General features: G+C 57.6%; 13 protein-coding genes and 4 pseudogenes. 9 read left to right on the top strand and 8 right to left on the bottom strand.

Annotated elements, in window-relative coordinates; translation table 11 throughout:
• Positions 1-245: 245 nt before the first annotated feature.
• From ACPPVR_RS05715 to ACPPVR_RS05695, 5 genes and pseudogenes are all read left to right on the top strand, one after another.
• Positions 246-1787 carry a site-specific DNA-methyltransferase gene (locus tag ACPPVR_RS05715; protein ID WP_426613279.1) on the top strand — a complete coding sequence of 514 codons (1542 nt, stop codon included), beginning with the start codon at positions 246-248 and terminating at the stop codon, positions 1785-1787.
• A gap of 7 nt (positions 1788-1794) precedes the next feature.
• A complete protein-coding gene (locus ACPPVR_RS05710; protein WP_426613278.1) occupies positions 1795-4464 on the top strand; it encodes a DEAD/DEAH box helicase in 2670 nt (889 codons plus the stop codon).
• A 16-nt stretch (positions 4465-4480) separates the two neighbouring features.
• Positions 4481-5524 (top strand): restriction endonuclease, encoded by a 1044-nt coding sequence (locus ACPPVR_RS05705; protein ID WP_426613277.1) that lies wholly within the window; start codon positions 4481-4483, stop codon positions 5522-5524.
• 265 nt (positions 5525-5789) lie between these two features.
• Entirely contained in the window at positions 5790-6644 is an 855-nt protein-coding gene (locus ACPPVR_RS05700; protein ID WP_426613276.1) for a hypothetical protein, read from the top strand.
• A gap of 596 nt (positions 6645-7240) precedes the next feature.
• A pseudogene (locus tag ACPPVR_RS05695) lies at positions 7241-7502 on the top strand (hypothetical protein).
• Positions 7503-7569: 67 nt separating this feature from the next.
• Here the strand turns inward: ACPPVR_RS05695 and ACPPVR_RS05690 are convergent.
• A complete protein-coding gene (locus ACPPVR_RS05690) occupies positions 7570-9732 on the bottom strand; it encodes an exonuclease domain-containing protein (RefSeq protein ID WP_426613275.1) in 2163 nt (720 codons plus the stop codon).
• Between the two features lie 133 nt (positions 9733-9865).
• Here ACPPVR_RS05690 and dinB point away from each other — a divergent pair, with 133 nt between their 5' ends.
• On the top strand, positions 9866-10975 hold the full coding sequence (dinB, locus tag ACPPVR_RS05685; protein WP_426613274.1) for a DNA polymerase IV: 1110 nt from the start codon (positions 9866-9868) through the stop codon (positions 10973-10975).
• Between the two features lie 82 nt (positions 10976-11057).
• On the opposite strand, the gene ACPPVR_RS05680 is transcribed toward dinB, so the two are convergent.
• On the bottom strand, positions 11058-11525 hold the full coding sequence (locus ACPPVR_RS05680) for a metallophosphoesterase family protein (protein WP_426613273.1): 468 nt from the start codon (positions 11523-11525) through the stop codon (positions 11058-11060).
• 302 nt (positions 11526-11827) lie between these two features.
• On the opposite strand from ACPPVR_RS05680, the gene ACPPVR_RS05675 reads away from it, so the two are divergent.
• Positions 11828-12148 (top strand): helix-turn-helix domain-containing protein, encoded by a 321-nt coding sequence (locus tag ACPPVR_RS05675; protein ID WP_426613272.1) that lies wholly within the window; start codon positions 11828-11830, stop codon positions 12146-12148.
• A gap of 340 nt (positions 12149-12488) precedes the next feature.
• Here ACPPVR_RS05675 and ACPPVR_RS05670 read toward each other — a convergent pair whose 3' ends face one another.
• Positions 12489-13175: a hypothetical protein gene (locus tag ACPPVR_RS05670; protein ID WP_426613271.1), complete on the bottom strand. Its 687-nt coding sequence runs from the start codon at positions 13173-13175 to the stop codon at positions 12489-12491.
• A gap of 119 nt (positions 13176-13294) precedes the next feature.
• On the opposite strand from ACPPVR_RS05670, the pseudogene ACPPVR_RS05665 reads away from it, so the two are divergent.
• Together ACPPVR_RS05665 and ACPPVR_RS05660 are read left to right on the top strand one after the other, a co-directional pair.
• Positions 13295-13807 (top strand): annotated as a pseudogene (locus ACPPVR_RS05665) (maleylacetate reductase); the annotation flags it as partial.
• Positions 13808-13864: 57 nt separating this feature from the next.
• Positions 13865-14742, top strand: a pseudogene (locus tag ACPPVR_RS05660) (intradiol ring-cleavage dioxygenase).
• A gap of 99 nt (positions 14743-14841) precedes the next feature.
• Here the strand turns inward: ACPPVR_RS05660 and ACPPVR_RS05655 are convergent.
• The 5 genes and pseudogenes from ACPPVR_RS05655 to ACPPVR_RS05635 all read right to left on the bottom strand — a co-directional run.
• Positions 14842-15534 carry a response regulator transcription factor gene (locus tag ACPPVR_RS05655; RefSeq protein ID WP_426613270.1) on the bottom strand — a complete coding sequence of 231 codons (693 nt, stop codon included), beginning with the start codon at positions 15532-15534 and terminating at the stop codon, positions 14842-14844.
• Positions 15524-15913: a response regulator gene (locus ACPPVR_RS05650; RefSeq protein ID WP_426613269.1), complete on the bottom strand. Its 390-nt coding sequence runs from the start codon at positions 15911-15913 to the stop codon at positions 15524-15526. The genes ACPPVR_RS05655 and ACPPVR_RS05650 overlap by 11 nt, the downstream gene beginning before the upstream one ends.
• Positions 15910-16557 (bottom strand): response regulator transcription factor, encoded by a 648-nt coding sequence (locus tag ACPPVR_RS05645; protein WP_426613268.1) that lies wholly within the window; start codon positions 16555-16557, stop codon positions 15910-15912. The genes ACPPVR_RS05650 and ACPPVR_RS05645 overlap by 4 nt, the downstream gene beginning before the upstream one ends.
• A complete protein-coding gene (locus ACPPVR_RS05640) occupies positions 16557-18473 on the bottom strand; it encodes a PAS domain-containing sensor histidine kinase (protein ID WP_426616035.1) in 1917 nt (638 codons plus the stop codon). The genes ACPPVR_RS05645 and ACPPVR_RS05640 overlap by 1 nt, the downstream gene beginning before the upstream one ends.
• Positions 18453-18797, bottom strand: a pseudogene (locus tag ACPPVR_RS05635) (PAS domain-containing protein); the annotation flags it as partial. The gene ACPPVR_RS05640 and the pseudogene ACPPVR_RS05635, both read right to left, overlap by 21 nt.
• Positions 18798-19314 lie beyond the last annotated feature (517 nt).

Here is a 19314-nt window from a genome sequence, read left to right as displayed (position 1 = left end):
GCAGCGAACGTGGGTGCCGAGAAGCACCGCGACAGACGCGGCGCACGGCGATTGACGCCATCTGTGAAGGCGCTGAAAGCAGGCCGTCGCTCACTGCAAAGCCGCAGAGATGGCGAAGGCAGGATTTGTGGGCCGTACAGGTAAGCCTTACACAGCGGCAGCAGGATGGTGGGTGAGCTATGACTTGGAATCACTCAACAAATGGTAGCTCCAATCATTGAGCCCCTTCTAGGAAATTCCCCAACATGCCGACCCTGCAATGGCTCACACGCGACCACGACCTTTCGATCGCTGACAAAGTCCCCTATCGCCTTCTGGAGGAACTGTCCGATCTCTGCGCTGGAGATCGCGACACCGGCAATATCCTCATCCAAGGGGATAACCTGGATGCATTGAAAGCCCTTCTTCCGTTCTATGCTGGTCAGGTGAAATGTATCTTCATCGATCCGCCCTACAATACCAGATCAGCATTCGACCATTACGATGACAGCTTGGAGCACACGCAGTGGCTTGCAATGATGTGGCCGCGGCTGGAACTGCTGCGGGACCTCCTGTCAGAAGACGGATCGATTTGGGTGTCGATTGACGACAATGAGGCGCACTACCTGAAGGTAGTGATGGACGAAGTATTTGGTCGATCAAACTTCATCGCGAATGTGATTTGGCAGAAAGTGTTTTCACCAAAGAACACCGCGAAGCACTTTTCCGAAGATCACGACCATATCCTCGTCTACTCGAAGAGGGGCGAGACATGGCGGCCGAATGAAATGCCGCGGTCCGACAAACTGAATGCGAGCTACAAAAATCCCGATGAGGACCCTCGCGGTCCTTGGACCTCGGGAGACTTGTCAGCGCGCAACTTCTACGGAGCGGGTACCTATCCGATCACCTGTCCTAGTGGGCGTGTCGTCGCTGGCCCGCCGAATGGGATGTATTGGCGCGTCTCGAAAGAGAAATTTCTTGAGATGAACGCGGATGGTCGAATTTGGTGGGGGAAGGAAGGCAACAACACGCCTCGGATTAAGCGATTTCTCAGTGAGGTCAAGCAGGGCGTCGTTCCGCAGACTATGTGGATGAACAACGAGGTTGGAAACACCCAGGAAGCAAAGAAAGAAGTGGTGGCAATCTTCGGTTCTGAAAACTTCATGACCCCCAAACCTGAAAGGCTGCTCAGTCGGATTGTTTCGATCGCTACCAATCCTGGTGATTTGGTACTCGATTCTTTCCTAGGGTCCGGGACGACCGCTGCCGTGGCGCAGAAGATGGGCCGTCGATACATTGGAATCGAGATGGGTGAACATGCCGTCACCCTTTGCTACCCGCGCTTAAAGAAGGTCGTCGAGGGCGAACAGGGCGGCGTTTCAGCGAGCTTCAATTGGAAGGGCGGCGGCGGGTTTCGCTTCTATCGGCTTGGCGAGCCTGCGTTCGATCCCGAGGGTCGCATTAGCGACGACATACGCTTTCCGATTCTCGCCGCTCACGTCTGGTTCTCGGAAACGGGCACGCCCTGGAATGGCAAAGGCAAAAGCCCACTTTTGGGCTTTCATGGCGAGCGAGCCTTCGCGCTGCTGTACAATGGCATTCTCGGCGACAAGACGCCGAAAGGGGGCAATGTGCTGACACGCGAAACTCTCGCCATCATCAGCGAGAAAATTGCGAAGAAAAGATCTGATTTTAAAGGGACGCTGACGGTCTATGGCGAGGCTTCGCGATTGTCTGCAGCCACTCTGGCCCGCAAGGGTATCGTTTTCAAGCAAACGCCTTATGAAGTGAAGGCGCGGAAATGAGGGCGCGATGGAGCTGAAAGCCTATCAAAAGGAAACCCTCTCAACCCTCTCGCGCTTTTTCCGAGACGCTCGGGTCGTTGGCCCGAAGGCTGCCTATGAGACCATTGTCAATGAGCCGGCTCAGAAGGCGCGTCTAGGCCGCTATGCCGGCGCCTATCGGCCGCTCGAAGCCGTGCCGTTGGCGCCGTATGTGTGCCTGAGACTGCCAACCGGCGGCGGCAAGACGGTGCTCGCGGCCCGCGCGGTGGCCGTTGCTCGCGATGCCTGGATCGAAAAAGACCATCCGTTGGTGCTTTGGTTGGTGCCAACTAACACGATTCGCTTGCAGACCGTCGAGGCATTGAAGAACACGCGCCATGCTTATCGGCAGGCGCTCGATGAAGCATTCGACGGACGGGTCCGCATCTTCGACATCGCTGATTTTTCGATGATCCGACCGCAAGACTTGCGTGATCAGACCTGCATCGTCGTCGGCACCATCCAAACCCTTCGCGTATCAAACACCGAGGGCCGCAAGGTCTACGCTCATCATGAGGATTTAGAGCCGCATTTCAGCACTGTGCCGTCCAACGCTCCAGATCTAGAGCGGAGCGAGAGCGGTCCAAACAGTGGCCGGATCAAGTTTTCATTCGCCAACCTAATGCACCTGTATCGGCCGCTCATGATCGTCGATGAGGCACATAACGCGATGACCGGTCTTTCCCGGGAAATGCAAGCGCGGGTCAATCCGTGTGCCATCGTCGAATTTACCGCGACTCCGCATCTCAATTCGAACATTTTGCACAACGTTACGGCGCAGGAACTCAAACGCGAGGAAATGATCAAGCTTCCAATCGTACTCACCGAGCACGCCGATTGGCGGAGCGCCGTGAGCGGTGCGGTAGCTACCCGGGCAACGCTTGCCCAGAAGGCGCTGCTGGATGCCACAAGTTATGTCCGTCCCATCGCTTTGTTTCAGGCGCAGCCGCGCGACGAAGAAGTCACTGTCGAAGTTCTAAAGAAGCATTTGATCGAGACCGAGAGCATTCCCGAGGACAAGATAGCGGTCGCCACAGGTGACCAGCGCGAACTTGATGCCATCGACCTGTTCAATCCATCAACGAAGATCGAATACATCATTACGGTCGAGGCTCTGAAAGAGGGCTGGGATTGCTCATTTGCCTACGTGTTCTGCTCCGTCTCGAGGATCAGGAGCGCAACCGCCGTCGAGCAATTGCTCGGGCGCGTGCTGCGAATGCCCTATGCGAAACGACGAGTCTCCTCGGAACTGAATAAGGCTTACGCCCATATCGCGGAACCGGTGTTCACCGAAGCAGCAAAGGCGCTGGTCGATCGGCTGGTGGATATGGGCTTTGACGACTCCGAGGCCCGTGAGAACATCGAAAATCCTCAGTATGAACTCGCCGTAGACGGACTTTTCTCGCCGCGCGAGCGCCCTGCTGCGGTGTTCCGGCACACGTTCGAAGCATCGCTCGAAACCGTCGAAGCTCTTCATCGTGATGTTGGCGATGCCATCACGGTCCGCACAATGGGTGACGGCAACATTGAAGTTGCAGTTACGGGTTATCTAGCTCCCGAGGTGGAGGCAGCAATTCTTCTGGCCGTGCCGGATAGTGCCCGACGCGACATTGCTGCAGCAGCAACGAGATATCGTGCGCAGGTTCACGCGATGATGTCGGCAGCCGAGCGCGGCGAGAGCTTCGTGGCACCAGCTCTAACTGCCTGCGTGCAGGATGAATTTGTGTTCGCCGACACGGACCGGTTCATGGAGGATTTCGAGTGGTCTCTGCTTGATACGCCGGCTGCCCTCACTGAAAGCGAATTTTTCATTCGTCAGAGCCAAATGGAATTTGAAATCGACCTTGATGGAAGAAAGCTTGCTTATTCGTTTGTCAACGAACAGGACAGGCTGACACTCGATGGCCCGGTGGACGGTTGGGACGAGGTCAATTTGAGCGTCTGGCTCGACCGTCAGGTTCGCCAAATATACGTGCCTCCATCGGAACTCCTGCGCTGGCTTCGTGAGGCGATTACCCATCTGACCACAACGCGGGGCATCGCCATCGCCGCCCTTTGGAGGGCCAAATATCCGCTCGCTCAAAAACTTGAGGCGAAGATCAAGGCCATCCGGCAAGAAGCTCGCAGCAAAGCATATCAGCTTTGCTTGTTCTCTCCTGAGGCAAGGACAAACATTTCGTTCGACGAAGGTTTCCACTTCTCGAAGAACATGTATTTCGATGTTCGAAAACACCGCGGCGGTGCATTTCGATTCCGCAACCACTATTTAGGCCCGGATAGCGTACCCGCCTTCAGCGGCAAATATGGTGATGGAGGCGAAGAATTTGCATGCGCTCAGATGCTGGACAGCCTCAATGACAGGATCGAATTTTGGCTTAGGAACGTCGCCCAGCACGTCAACTCATTCCGATTGCCGTTGGCATCTGGATTTTTCTACCCCGATTTCGTGGCGAAGCTGAAGGACGGGCGTATCTTCGTCGTGGAGTACAAGGGTGAACACCTTGCGGGTTCCGGCAATGACGACACCAACGAAAAGCGACTGGTGGGAGCACTGTGGGAGACGGCCAGTGCGGGTAAAGGTCTATTCGCGATGATTGAGAAGGATGTGGGGGGCCGCGATGTACGGCGCCAGCTGATCGACAAGATTGACGGAAGGTAAGCGAGACCCGCCAAACATGGAAGTACCGGCGTCCGTCGTCCTGGATGCACGCGACAAACAACGAGCAGTGGCGATGAACGGGCGGCCTCCAACGGCAGAAAGCCTTTCCAACCGAGACCCAGTGGCCATGGCGATTCCTGACTACCAAAAGCTGATGTTGCCGGTGCTTCAACTTGCCAACGAGGGAGAGCAGCGTGTCGCCGATGTCGTTGATCTTCTCGCGGACAAGCTCGGCCTGAGTGAGGAGGAACGACAGAAGCTTCTGCCAAGCGGAAGGCAGCGGGTTCTGCATAACCGCATCCACTGGGCCAAATTTTATCTAACTAAGGCCGGCTTCCTCACCTCACCCGGAAGAGGACGGTTCTCTGTAACCCAAGCGGGCCGAGAGTTACTTGCCGAAAACCTGGCCCGCATAGACGTTTCGATCTTGATGAGGCAGCCCGAGTTTCGCGAGTTTTATCGAAATGAGGGTAGTGCGGCATCCAGCACAGCCGAGACTGCCTCTCCCACCGATTCGATCGACTCCGGGACAACCACACCCGAAGAGCAGATCGAGGCGGCCTACCAGACCCTTGAACGCACCCTTCGCGCCGATCTCCTAGACAGGATTGCGAAGAACAGCCCGGCCTTTTTTGAGCAGCTAATCGTCGATCTTCTAGTTGCGATGGGCTATGGCGGCTCGCACAAGAATGCCGCGAGACAGCTTGGTCGATCGGGCGACGGAGGGGTTGACGGCGTAATCAACGAGGATCGGCTCGGACTCGATCGCGTGTATGTTCAAGCCAAGCGATACGCGGCTGGCAACCCGGTCGGCCGACCGGACGTGCAAGCCTTCGTCGGCAGTCTTGTCGGCCTCGGCGCGACGAAGGGGGTCTTTGTCACTACGTCGACTTTCAGCGCGCAGGCGCGCGACTTCGTGCAACACCTTTCGCAGCGCGTAGTTCTTCTCGATGGCGCAAGTCTGGCCGATCTGATGATCGAGCACTGCATCGGCGTTCGAACCAGCCGCGCGATCGAGTTCAAGCGGCTGGACGAAGATTTCTTCGCTGAGGACAGCTGATGCTAGGGGCAACCGCAAGTTCTTCTGGAATAAGCCGCGCTCGATTGGCGGAAGCCGCGCGAGTGGCGATATTTCGTGATGGCTGTGTTTTGGCGGCGGTTCTCAACCATGATCGGCGCGGGGTCCCATCATCCCAATTCAATGGAATCAATAGCCTGAAGGGGTCCCGACGACGCCGATGGGGGTCATTTTTCGATCAGCATTCACAGGGAGTTCAAGAGCCGCATGATTTTCATGAACACAACTTGCCGGGGATAGCAGCGGAATGTGCATCAGTGTCGAACGCGCCCATATCGAAACTTTAATAGAGACCCTAGAAGCTTCGATTACAACTCTGAAGCATTCTGCCTCTGAACGTTCTCAGGAATTTTTGCTCCAGCTTGATCCCACGTACGCCCAGCCTGCCATCATATTTCGTGACTTTCCGAAAACTCACGGCAATATAGTTCAGAGAGCCCTTGGTATTGCGCTCAATAGCCATATCGGCGGGTATACCAAAACCGAGATGAGGTTCGGCTTTCTATCGGGCAGCAAAGTCAGCATCGACAATTTCTTCCTGCATAGCTCAGGTCAAATATATCTCATCGAAACTAAGCGAGACATGAGTAACGTTCGATTGGACGCTGCCGAAGCGAGCGGTAGAAAACTGTACGACGTCGCCAGAACGATTGAAGCGGACGTCGAGCGTCTCGCGGGTCGTCCGCTTCGCTATCCCGTCAAATGCATATTTTTCAGTTACGTAGATGCAGACAAGAGTTCCACAATAAAGCTCAATATAGGAACGCCAAGTTTACCTCAGTCGGTTGAGATGCCCGTGTTCGGTCGCGCTCAAATCAATGAGCTAGTTGGCGATTGTCTCGGACAATTCATCGCATACTTTGATGATCTCGTTGGCGGCGTGATCTCTAAAGAGATTCCTGGACTTTCGTTGCGGACCGATAAGCAAACCAGCGACAATCCGCTTAGATTCGAAACCTCCGTCGCTAACATTCCGGAGAGCGTCCCGCCAGAACACACTGGCGAGCCCGTCTATGAATCCCTGAAAATCGAATCTGGTAAGATCATCAAGATCGGCGATGACGAATGTGAAGCAGCTTCAAAAGAAGATGTTTTGGTGTGATTTCGCGAGAGAAGGATGCCAACCTGGGTGGGCAAGATCTCACAACGAGTTGGAGCGACTGATTTCTAAAAGCCGCTCCTTCCTGATCAAGCAACTGGCTTGGCTTTTTGGTCGCCTCTCACAGTCCCCTTCTGCTCAAGAATGCTATCCTGCTCACCTGCATGGATAGCCTTCCACTGGTGGTGTGATCCGGGTCCAAGTAAGGTAATCTGCATCGCTAAAGCGCCACGCAAGAGTGCCACACAAATTCACCTCGCCGGACCGAATAGTATAATAAAATCAACATCAAGCAGGATCAAAGTCAGTTCAACCCTGTACGGCACGCTTCGGTAAGTTCGGTTTACAGCGCCAGCTAATCTATCCATTCCGCTGCCGCGTTAGCCGCGTAGTTTTAGCGCGAGCGCCCAACTGCTTCGAATTTTGCCTCCGGTCTTGCTTGCCATGATGCTCGCGACCGATGCCGCGCTCGATAGCAGCACAGACTACTGAAGTCCAAATGTGGACAAGCCGAAGCTCTGCCGATTGCGAATCCCTGTCCCGTGCTATCTGCTTGAACGAGCAAGGGGCAAAAGGATTCGTCTCGGCAGGAGCGCTCCATGCTTTTGACCAGGGACAAGCGGCCAGAGATCGGGACACTGCGCGGATGGCGATCTCGGTGCTGAGCGAAGCTGGCGCCATCCGCGAATGCGAGGAGCACGGTTGGATGCAGGACCGGGCCGACCCTCATGCCCGCGACCGCGCTTTCCAGATCGCCCGTGAAGCGCCGCCGACTGGCGTCTCGCCGGCGGCCGCCGCAGCCGCACTTACGAGGTGTTAGACTCGATCGGGGACACCTGCCCCGAGTGTCCACCGGACTAGCTTCGATCTAGCGAGCCTCAGCTTCGCGTCGCTGGACGGCATAGCCCCCGATACTTGCCTGGAGCGACTAAGCGGCCTGCACCGCTTCTACCGAGATTCCGTCGTCACGCTTCTTGTTTATGAGATTCAACAGCCGGGCCGCCGCACGAGCGTCGCATAACGCTCGATGGTGTTCTTCGAGCTCGATGTCGTAGATCGCGCACAACTTTCTGAGCCCGTACGATTTGTGCCCGGGATATCGACGCCGCATTCCCACGCAAGTGCACAGCTTCGGGAAGCGGAAGCGCCGTTCGAGCCGTTCGTACTCGTACGACAGAAAACTGTAGTCGAAGTTCACGTTGTGGGCCACGAAGATACCGTCGCCCATGAACGCCATAAAACTGTCGGCAACTTCGTGGAACACGGGTGCATCCCGAACCATCTGGTTGGTGATGCCGGTCAACTCGACGATCTTCGCGGGGATCGGCCGCTGCGGATTGACAAGAGAGTGCCACTCGTCGACCACCTGATGGTTACGGACCTTGACCGCTCCGATTTCGGTGATGCGATCACCGGACGACCAGGATCCCGTGGTCTCGATGTCGGCGACCACGTAGTCCTGCTCCGGGTCGAACCGGTACTCCACGCGGCCAATCTCAGCCGGTATGCCGGCGTTTTCCAACTGGCGCAAACGGGTCAACTGATTGCGGCGTATGGCGTCGCCCTCAGCCTTGACCTCGACGAAGGACACCTTGCCGTCGCGCACTTGCATCAGGTCGGGGAAGCCGTCCCGCATGCCGCTGAAGTCGCCGCACATCGCTTGAACAATCTCAGCCAAGCCGTCCGCGCTGGCGCCTTCGAGCAAGGCACGCAGTGCGCCCATCTGCACGTGGTCCCAAGCGAAGATTCCGTTGGGCCGGCTCCATTTGGCGGCGACGGTGCGCAAGATGATCGGAAGCGCATTGCCGGATCTGACCGCCGCGAGTTTGCCATCGATCTGCGAGGCGAATCGCCGATGGAAGGTCCGGTCGCGTAGGCAATGCGGTACCCAGTCGAAGCCGCTGTGAAGCTGGCCTGACTCGAAAAGCTCATCCCAGAACAACAGCCCGAAAACCGTATGCCAAAGCGTGTTCTCCGCGAAGTAGACTTTCCCGCCCTGGCGCCGCAGCACGGCAGCGACGCCCGCCTCGGGATTTCCGCGATGCGTGTCGTCGACGACGATCGACCGGCCCGACCGTAGCAACTCGGTGCACAGGCCCATCCGCCGCCCGCCGAACTTGCGCGCGTAGAAGTCCGTCGCGAAGAGGTGCTCGTCGTCGCTCTCGGGGTCGTCAATCATGTCCCGCAGCAGATTCTCAGCCGCTTCCTTGTCGCCCTTTGCATACAGCAACCGGACAAGGCGCTCGCGGCAATCGGCCGAGCCGCCAAAACGATAAAGCCGTTCGGCCAAATCCTTGCTGCCCTGCTTCTCGAAGAACTGCCCAACCTGACACGCGGCGCGGGCCGCAAGGTCGGCGGCGTATCCGGTCGTCCGCGGGGGTCCGTCCAGGATCGCCTCGACCGCCCTTTGGTAGATGTCGGCGGAACGGACTTCCATGCGATCCAGCACCTGACTGTAGTGAAAGCACGCATGCGCCTCGTCGGCGTCGGTGAAGCGAGCGCTGAACGACGTCTCCATGTTCGTACGCAGGACGCCGAGATCGCGCAGAGCGAAGTTCTTGAGGTCGTCGGCCGTTTTCCCGAAGTAAAGATACAGAAGGAATTCGATCGACCGCGTGTTGTCGAGCGCTATGAAGCCGCCGGCGCCGCAATGCTTGGCGGCAAGATCGAACGGAATCGCGGCGACGATGAAGTCGGCCAGCACCGGTTTCGGCCATGAGGTACGGACGTCGCGGCCGAACCCCGCCGCACGGGCGCCGTCGAGAAGCGCGGTCTTCGGCAGGCAAAGTACGAAGGCGGAATAGTCTTCGGCGCGCAGGCCGCGAGCATGGCCGCTCTCGATCAAGTCACCAGCCGCGGTTTCGAGGTCGGTTATCTCGGGGTACTTGAAGAGCGCGCGATTGAAGATCGCCCCTCGCCGGTTGACCATCCGGATGAGCAGACACTGTGCGTCCTTCGAGAGGCCGCGAAAGCGCGCGGTGAACGACCGATGCTCGTCGGTGAGGATCTCGCCGTACGTCTTTTCGACGAAGTGGAGCATTTCGACGAAGTGGTCGAGATAATAGTAGACCGGCAACGTTGTAGGCTTCATTTGACGCGCCGGGTTCCCATCAATTCTGGTCAACGAATCTGTTCGCAACGACCAGCCAAATACGGCTTTATCGTTCCTTTTTTGTTCTAACAGCTCTATTTGTCAAGGCGGACCGAAGGACGGACCCGTAGAAATGGACGCACCGGCCGAAAGCCGACCCGACACCGGCCTTTCCCACCGCAAGATCATCCACGTCGACATGGACGCCTTCTACGCATCGGTCGAGCAGCGGGACAATCCGGATCTTCGAGGCAAGCCAGTCGCGGTCGGCGGCTCGGCGGAACGCGGCGTAGTGGCTGCGGCAAGCTACGAGGCCCGCAAGTTCGGAGTCCGCTCCGCGATGGCGTCCGTCACCGCCAAGAGGCAGTGTCCGGACCTGATCTTCGTAAAACCGCGCTTCGAGGTCTACAAAGCGATCAGCCGGCAAATCCGCGACATCTTCGCGGAGCACACGCCGATCATCGAACCGTTGTCGCTGGACGAGGCTTATCTGGACGTCACCGAAAACCTTCAGGGCATACCCCTCGCCCGCGACGTGGCACGTCGGATCCGCGAGAAGATTAAGGCCGAGACGGGCCTCAACGCCTCGGCCGGCATCAGCTACAACAAGTTTCTGGCAAAGCTCGCGTCAGATCAAAGGAAGCCGAACGGCCAGTACGTCATCTCTCCGGAGATGGGGGCCGCGTTCGTGGAGTCGCTACCGGTCGGCAGATTTCACGGCATCGGTCCGGCGACGAGCGCGAAGATGAATGGCCTCGGCATCTTCACCGGAAAGGACATCCGCAACCAGACGCTCGAGTTCATGAATGCCAACTTCAGCAAGTCCGGCGCCTACTACTACTGGATCTCGCGCGGGGTCGACGACCGTCCCGTTCGAGCCAATCGCATCCGCAAGTCCATCGGCGCGGAGAACACGTTCTCGGTGGACCTCACGACATTTGACGCCATGGCCGCCGAACTCCTACCACTGATCGACAAGGTTTGGCGACACTGTGAGAGCACCGGCAACCGGGGACGGACGGTGACGCTCAAGATCAAGTTCTTCGATTTTGAGATCATCACGCGGAGCCGGTCGGTCGCGACGGTCGTGTCAAGCCGGGACGACTTGGAGAGCTTGGCGATCGCCCTGCTGCAGGCCGAGATGCCCCTCCCGAAGTCGGTGCGCCTGCTGGGCGTGTCACTGTCCTCGCTGCAAACGCTGGGGAACGACGATGTCGAACCTCAGCTCGATTTGCCCATCTGACGCGGCCCATGGATGCAACCTACAGCCTGGCGGCCGAGATGGCGCCGAACGCTTCGCCTGGCTGGACGTGCCGCGGCCCGGGCTATCCGACTTTAAGATTGTGGATGATCGGTTTCAATCCGACGGGCGTGACTTCGAGACTCGCAAGCGTGATCGGCAGCTTGAAGCGCCGGCGCCCGGCACTACCGGGATTCACATAGAGCAAGCCGTCTACGGTGTTGATCTTCGGCACATGGGAGTGGCCGGAAACAATGACATCGATGCCCTGAGCTACGGGGTCGATTTGCAGACTGTTGAGGTCGTGCAGAACGTAGAACAGTCGTCCGGCAAGCCGAACGAACGCGGTTTCGGCAAATTCGGTGGCCCAGTCGCAAGTGTCCACGTTCCCCCTGATTGCCGTGACGGGGGCAATTCTCCGCAGCGCGGTGATGATTTCGGGATCGCCGATGTCGCCGCCGTGAATGATGTGGTCCACACGGGTCAGCATGCGAAGAGCCTCCGGCCTAAGCAGGCCGTGCGTATCCGAGATGATGCCGATCGTGAAGGTCATCGAAGCGTCCCGGTCGAAGCAACCTATCGCGCGTTGATCCTCACCACGACCGACGAGTACAACAGAGATGTACTGGATCCGATCGGCGGTACCTGCCCGGAATGTCCGACCGAAAATTCCTTACCCCTCTGATGCCCGATCGGCGAAGTGATTGTGTCGCCAAGGTGCGGGCATCAAACTAGAGATGGCGTCAAAACAAATAGTTACGGGTATTGCAAAATAGTTATTGCAATACCCGATGGGTAGTTTAAATAGAGTTTCGCCGCTGTAACGGCATTCAAAACTCTATCGGAGAACTAACCATGTCTACTGCTATCAAAATCAAAACCGCCCGTCACGCCAAAAACCTTACTCAGCAGCAATTGGCGGATGCAACCCAAGTCCACGTCGCATCTGTTCGAAACTGGGAGGCCGGTTCGACGCCGCGTGATGCCATGCTGGAGAAGATCGCAGACGTTCTCGGCGTCTCCGTCGATTATCTTCGCGATGAGGAGGACGAGGTCGCGGCTTCCGCTGAGGGCTATGACTTCGACGTGCTGTTGCGCGATCTGGCGGAAAAGATGGCCACTCAGCTTCGTGTTCCGGTCGAGCGCGTAAAGGTCGTGGCCACGATCCTCAGCTAAGCTACTTTCCGCGAGCTACGAGAGCCCGGTCCCGGTGGCCGGGCTTTTGCGTTTTTCATGACACTCTATCTGCTTCGGCGAATACACAACAAGGAGGGCCGCCCGGCATCTGGCGGACTTCCCTTGCCTTTGCAGTGGGCTTCTTCGCCAACGCCTCTCTGCGATCGGCATCAGCATCTCCTTCTGGCCAGCTGCCGCCTTCTTCGCCTGCTTCTTCGGAGCCTTGTTCCGTTCGACACAAGCCATTCGGCGAGATCAAGACCACCAACACTACAAGCGGCGACCGTGCGGGCCATACCGATCGAGGTCTAGTGAGATTTGCCGCCTTGCTTCCCGGAAACTACTGTCTTGTGACCGATAGCACAGTTACAAGCGGCTTATCCTTGGCGCAGCTATAAATATGCTCAACGCTGAAAGCTGTCGTTCTGGGCTCGAAGTTCATTATCTTTGCAACGGCCTCTCCGTCCTTTTCCGATAAGATGTGGCGCCTCGCTGGCGTGTCGAGATCGCTTGTAACAGTTGCGATTCTCATCTCCTTGTCTTTCTTCGTTACAATCATCTGATCCAACTTGAACGTAACGGCACGCTTAGCCGACAACAGATGTTTTAGAAGCTCTGATTTCGATTGGCCATCAACGTGATGGTCATTGGAATGAGCAACGAGTAGCAGACGAGCGAATCTTGGATCTGTCGCCAAAGCGAGTTTGACGACATCCTTGATGAGCCTCGAATCGTTCGATTTCTTGAGGTATTTGAACTCAAGTAGCAGCTTATCGTCGCCGTACTCGGCAACGAAATCGATGTTTACGTCGCCAGGCCGTATGTCGGGCCTGCCCCAATCTCCCCATTCCCCGCGTAAATTGTAATCTTTCCAATTTGGTTGCTTGAAGTAGTAGAAGATCGGAATGACAAGTAAGGCCTCACTTAAAAGCGATACGCTGAACCCTTCATGGCTCCTCTCTGCTAGCCAGTCAGCAGTGGCATTTGCGAGCTCCCCACCGATGCGAGCGATCTCCAGGCGATTCATTGATTATCCTCTCATTGGCCAATGCGACAATAAGGCTATCTGCAAAGAACCTGCGGCATCTCCTTCGTAAGGCAATGCACACACCGCCGCCACCGCTCGCAATGTGGTCAATGCGTATCACCCTGATCGCGGAGGAAGGCATCCGTGCGCTCGTGCATGCCCTTCCCGCCATCAAGCGAAGACTCGACGACCGCGCGGCCCGGACCAAGGCACTCTATGGCGCATGGCTGTGCGGCATGTGCCTCGGCACCGTCGGCATGGCGCTGCATCACAAGCTCTGCCATACGCTCGGCGGAGCATTCGGCCTGCCTCATGCGGAGACGCATGCCATCGTACTTCCGCATGCGCTGGCCTACAACGCGCCGGCGGTGCCTGATGCGATCACGCGCGTCGCGCGGGCCGTTGGCTCAGCCGATGCCGCTCACGGACTCTACGATCTAGCACGAAGGCTCGATGCAAGATTGGCGCTTCGCGACATTGGCATGCCCGAAGCTGGGATTGATAAGGCCACCGACCTCACGGCGACCGACGCCTACTGGAGTCTGCGTCGCCTCGAACGCGACGCCATCCGAGACCTGATCGCGCACGCCTGGTCCGGCGAACCGCCCGCCCCCACAAAGATCACCATCTAGACGATGGGTTCATCACACCCCGCGGCAGCAAACTAGACTCTGCTAAATGGAGGCTCCATGCGAAACTTTGACGAACATACGATCACCGTTGCGGTACTTGAGCGGGTCGCCAGCGCGAAGGATCCGCGTGTCCGGCAAATCAGCGAAGCTTTGACTCATCACTTGCATGCTTTTGTGCGTGAAGTACGCCCGACTCAAGAGGAATGGGAATACGGCATCAATTTTCTCACCCGAACCGGCCACATGTGCAACGACAAGCGCCAAGAGTTCACCCTGCTCTCCGACACACTAGGCGTTTCCATGCTTGTTGACGCAATCAATCATCCAGCACCGGAAGGTGCCACAGAGACTACGGTGCTCGGTCCTTTCTTTGTCCAGGCCGCGCCCGAGAAGCAGAACGACATCTCCGGTGGCATCGATGGCGATCCCATGCTCGTCACCGGTTCGGTGACGACGGTCGATGGCAAGGCTCTTGCCGGGGCGGTCGTCGAAGTCTGGCACTCCGACGAGGACGGCAATTACGACGTACAGAAGCTCGACGAGATAGGTCATCACGCCATGAGAGCGCGGTTGCTCACCGGTTCAGATGGCCGCTTCCACTTCTGGTCGGTCATGCCTGCAGCCTATCCGATCCCGCACGATGGCCCCGTCGGCGAATGCTCGAAGCGCAAGGCCGACATCCGTGGCGTCCAGCGCATGTCCATTTCTTGATCTCTGCCCTCGGATTTGAGCAGCTGGTTACGCACGTGTTCGCGGCGGGCGACAAGTACCTAGAGTCCGACGTGGTGTTTGGCGTTAAGGACACGTTGATCCGTGAGTTCGTCCGCTGCCGCCCCGGCCTTGCTGTCGACGGTCGAGCAGCCAACGGAGACTATTTCCACCTGAATTATGAGTTCGGGCTCAGGAAAAAGGCAACGAGTTCGCGCGCAGCGTGATCACGTGGCACTACGCTGGCCGGATGTCGGCGAGATCGTTCTCCTCGACATCCCGTCTTCGCCACCCCCAAATCGTCAGGCTCACACCTGTCGATTTGACTAACCGGAGGCCGTCCCGCGCAAGGAAATCGGAAGCACTTCCCATGCGCGGATGAGTTCGCCGATCGACGCCACCTGCATCTTTCGCATCACGTTCGAGCGATGAAGCTTCACCGTCACCTCGCTGATGCCAAGATCGAACGCAATCTGCTTGTTAACCCGACCGATTGCTATCCGACCGAAGACCTCTCGTTCCCGCGGAGTCAGACAATTGAAGCAATTGATATTCTTGCTTACCAGTGCAGTTATCCGACGTCGCGTCGCATCTAGCTCCAATGCTGCAATCACGGCATCGATCAACGTCTGATCGCGCACTGGCTTAGTGAGGAAATCCACTGCGCCAGCTTTCATGGCCTGAACTGTCATCGGGATATCACCGTGACCTGTCAGGAAAATGATTGGCTTGCTATTGCCGTCTCGAAGAAGCCGATTTTGCAGATCCAGACCGCTTGTTCCCGGCATCCGTACGTCAAGAATGATGCAGCCTGGTCGATCTAGAACGTCGCCGGCCTCGGTCAGCGCCGTTGGCGACGCGAAACTAATCGCATGCAGGCCCGCGGAGAGAAGCAGGTCGGATAGCGCTTCGCGAACAGATGAATCATCATCGATTATGATGACCAGCGGCTGATCGGCTCGCTCCTGTTGTTGCAGCGGCGCTTTGTCAGATCGCCTGACGAGCCGGTCAACTTTCATTCTTCTTCCCATCGTTCCGGTCTTGCAAGGCATCACCGATAGCAGAGAGGAGAAGTTGTCCGTCAAACGGCTTGCAGAAGAGCCGGGTGATGCCTCGAGCACGGCTCTGATACGTCAACTCGTGACGACCGGTAATCAGAAATACCGGCAAATTGGGACGGGAACTAAGCGCTCGGCTTCGAAGCTCAAATCCGTCGATATCTGGAAGTCCAATATCTGTAATGAGGATATCGACCTCGGACAAGCCTTCGGCAAGCAACGGTGAGGCCAGCGAATAGCAGCGAGTCTGGTAGCCGGCAGACTCCAGCAAGTTCTCCAGGGATTCAATTAGTCGTGGATCGTCATCCACCACAGCAACAATTGGACGCTTACCCCTCACGACCGATCGCCTCCCGTTCGCCGCGAGCGGGTTATCGGAATAGCCAGGCGTTCCGAAGCGCGCACGAGATCGGCAAGCGAAGCCGCAGCCATTTTCTGCATGACGTTCCTTCGGTGAATTTGCAGCGTAACCTCACTGATTCCCAATTCGGCGGCGGCCTGCTTGTTCAGGAGACCGCCGACCACCAGCGGAAGCACATCGCGCTCACGCGGCGTAAGACTCTGATACCGCTGCTTCAATACGGCAAGTTCGGAGCGATCCACCCTTCTTGTCCGATCCTGTGCAAAGGACGCACGGATCGCCGACATGACTGCCTCATCGCTGAACGGCTTCGTCAGGAAATCCACGGCACCGTGCTTGATCGCCCGAACTGAGGATGGGATGTCTCCGTACCCCGTTATGAACACGATCGGCGGGTGATCGCCTTGAATGATTGCGCTCTGCAGATCCAGACCGTTGATGTCTGGCAGTTCGACGTCAAGGACCAGACAAGCGGTCGCGTCCGGCTTTTCAGCAGCGATGTACGCTCCGGCGGAGCGAAATACCAGTGCCGGTATGTCGTAAGATGCCAACAGTTCGCTCAACGCTTCGCAGATGCGCTCGTCATCGTCGACTATAAATACGATTTGGTCAGGTGCCGTCATCACACTGCATTCGCCAGTATGGGTAGTGTGAACACGAATGTTGCACCGATCCGTTCGGACTTCTCAGCCCATAGGCGACCGCCATGAGACTCGATGATCGAGCGACTGATGGCCAATCCCATTCCCATACCTGTTTCCTTGGTGGTGAAAAACGGTTGGAAGATCTTGTCTGGAAACGGTAGGCCAGGCCCGCGATCGCTAATCTCCACTCGGACAGACGTTTCGTCTCGTCGAGCATGAATCCGGATGTATCGATCGCCGGAACTCCGGTCCATTGCCTCCACGCCGTTGCGGATCAGGTTGCTGAAAACTTGTTGTACCTGGATACGGTCGAGCGAAAGCTGCGGCAGACCTTGGTCGATAATGACGTTTACTTGCGTGCGCGTGCGAGCCAGTTCCTCGGCCATGAGGTCATGAACTTCAGCAATCAGACCGGATATATGGGTGGCGCTTCGGGCTTCGGTCGACTGCTTGAACAATGCCCGAATACGGCCCACGACATCCGCAGCACCATTAGCATCCCGTATGATGCGCTCGACTGTCTTACGCGCGCGGTCTATGTTCGGCGGGTCTGCACGGAGCCAGCGTTCGCAAGCGTGTGAGTTAGCAACGACGGCAGCCAATGGCTGATTCACCTCATGGGCGATGGACGCAGACAACTCGGCCAGACTCGCGGCCTGGCTCGCCCGTGCGAGCTTTCCCTGGGCCTGGCGCAGTTCCTCCTGCGCACGCATTTCGCCGTCGATATCGAGACAAATAACGTTCCACTGCACTATCGTGCCAGCTTCATCACGCATCGGGCCCGCGCGTGTCTCGACCCAGCGGTACTCACCGTCGAAGCGGCGCAACCGGTGGCGCCTTGCATAAGGTTCACCAGTTGCCAGTGAACGTGCATACCGCTCCTTTACGCCCTCCAAATCTGCGGGATGGACCCCGGCATCTAATGTGGCGCCAAGCCGGGACGGCTCCCCATCGAGATCCTCCAAATTATATCCGAGAAACTCCCGCAACTGCTTGCTGCGGTAGATCGGTTCGCCGTCGGGCGTGGCGCAATCGATCATGGCGGGTAGCGTTTCAACCAATTGGCGTAACGAACGCTCGCTCTGCTGAAGAGCTTCATGCGCCCGGACTTCATCGTCGATGTCGACGCAAACAGCGTACCATTGCAGCACGTCATCGTTCTCGCCCCGCAATGGCTCAACCCGAACCTCGCTCCAGCGATACGAACCATCGCGTCGGAGTTGCGGATAGCGGCTCATGCAGGAAATACCCGTTGCGAACGATTCCATGAACATGCGCCGGGCGTCATCCCGATAGTCCGAATGGATCGTACAAAGGGTCGGCATGCCATCCGCCCCGGTGGCGTCTTCGAGGGTCGTACCGGTCACATCCATGAATCGCTTGTTGACGAAGACGGGATTACCCTCGGGGGTGGTACTCCAGATCATGGCTGGAACTGCATCGACCAACTGCTGCAGGCGACGTTCGCTCCGTTGCAGTGCCTGCTGAGCGATGATCAGGTCGTCGATGTCGACGCTAAGCCCATACCATTTGAGAATGTTTCCCGATTGATCCCGCAAGGGCTCAGCGCGCGTCTCGGTCCAACGATACGAACCATCCGCGCGGACCTGGCGATACCGCCTGAGATAGGGCTCGCCGGTCGTGAATGCGCGCCGAAAGGCTGCCACTGCGAGGTCACGGTCCTCCGGGTGAACGACACTCAATGAGGGCGAGCCATCGGAAGCAGTGATGTCCGCAACCGTTGCGCCAGTCATCTGAGTGAACCGAATGTTGACGTAGGTCGGCCTGCCATCAGGGCCGGTGCTCCAGATTGCCGCTGGAACGGCGTCGATCAGTTGCTGAAGTTCGCGCTCGTTGCGCTGGAGAGATTCCTCGGCGGCCTTTCTCTCTTCGATATCGATCATGGTGCCATACCAGCCGGCCAGCTTGCCTTTGTCGTCACGCGACAGCGAGCCGAACAGCCTGAACCATCGATAGACCCCATCGTGCCGGCGGATTCGCAGTTCCGTATCAAAGGGGCGGTTCAGATCCAGCGATTGCCGTCGTGCGTCCATGACGCCGCTATAGTCGTCTGGATGTATGATCTGGCGCCATCCCGCGTTGTCCAGCAGCTGGAACAGACCGGAGTTGGCCGGTTGAAGCCCGGCGAATGCGAAGGTACCCGCGCTGACATAAGTGAAATGACCATCCGGGCTTGCCGACCACGTATGCGCCGGCATGCTAGTCACAATGCGCATCGCTTCCAACGCATCGGCGCCGAAAGCCGTCGACGCCCTCACTTCGATGATCTCCCCGAGGCAAAGCGCAAGAGCAAAGAACGCAGTCCATTCGAGGATGTAGTCGCGGCCGTTTGTGCCCGGAAGCGCCGCGGCTACGACTGTCCCCAGAAGAGCGACCGTCCAAACGGCGCGGAGCAACCATATGGCCCGGCCAGGCACGTACAGATATGCCGTTGCGACAGGCGCCAGCAATCCAAACGGCCCATTCAGGAACCAGCACAACAAAATCCCGATTGCCGGGGCCACGATCGCAGGCAGCCAGTACTCTCGGGAACGCCCCACCGCCATGTTTGCATGCCCCTTCCTGAAAGAACCTGACACTTACCGGCCTCTTGCCTGGCTTTGCGAAAAAGCGCCCGTCGGTGCTCCCGGTGGCAAGTCTAGCTATGCGAGCCGCCGGCTGCATCCCATGGAAATCCATGTATTGCCAGTACCGTCGCCGCTATGCAGCCCGGAT

Origin of the sequence: Bradyrhizobium sp. McL0616, assembly GCF_049993385.1 — a bacterium.
Lineage (GTDB): Bacteria > Pseudomonadota > Alphaproteobacteria > Rhizobiales > Xanthobacteraceae > Bradyrhizobium.
The sequence above is the reverse complement of the archived record's forward strand: the minus strand, read 5'-3'. Positions and strand labels throughout refer to the sequence as shown.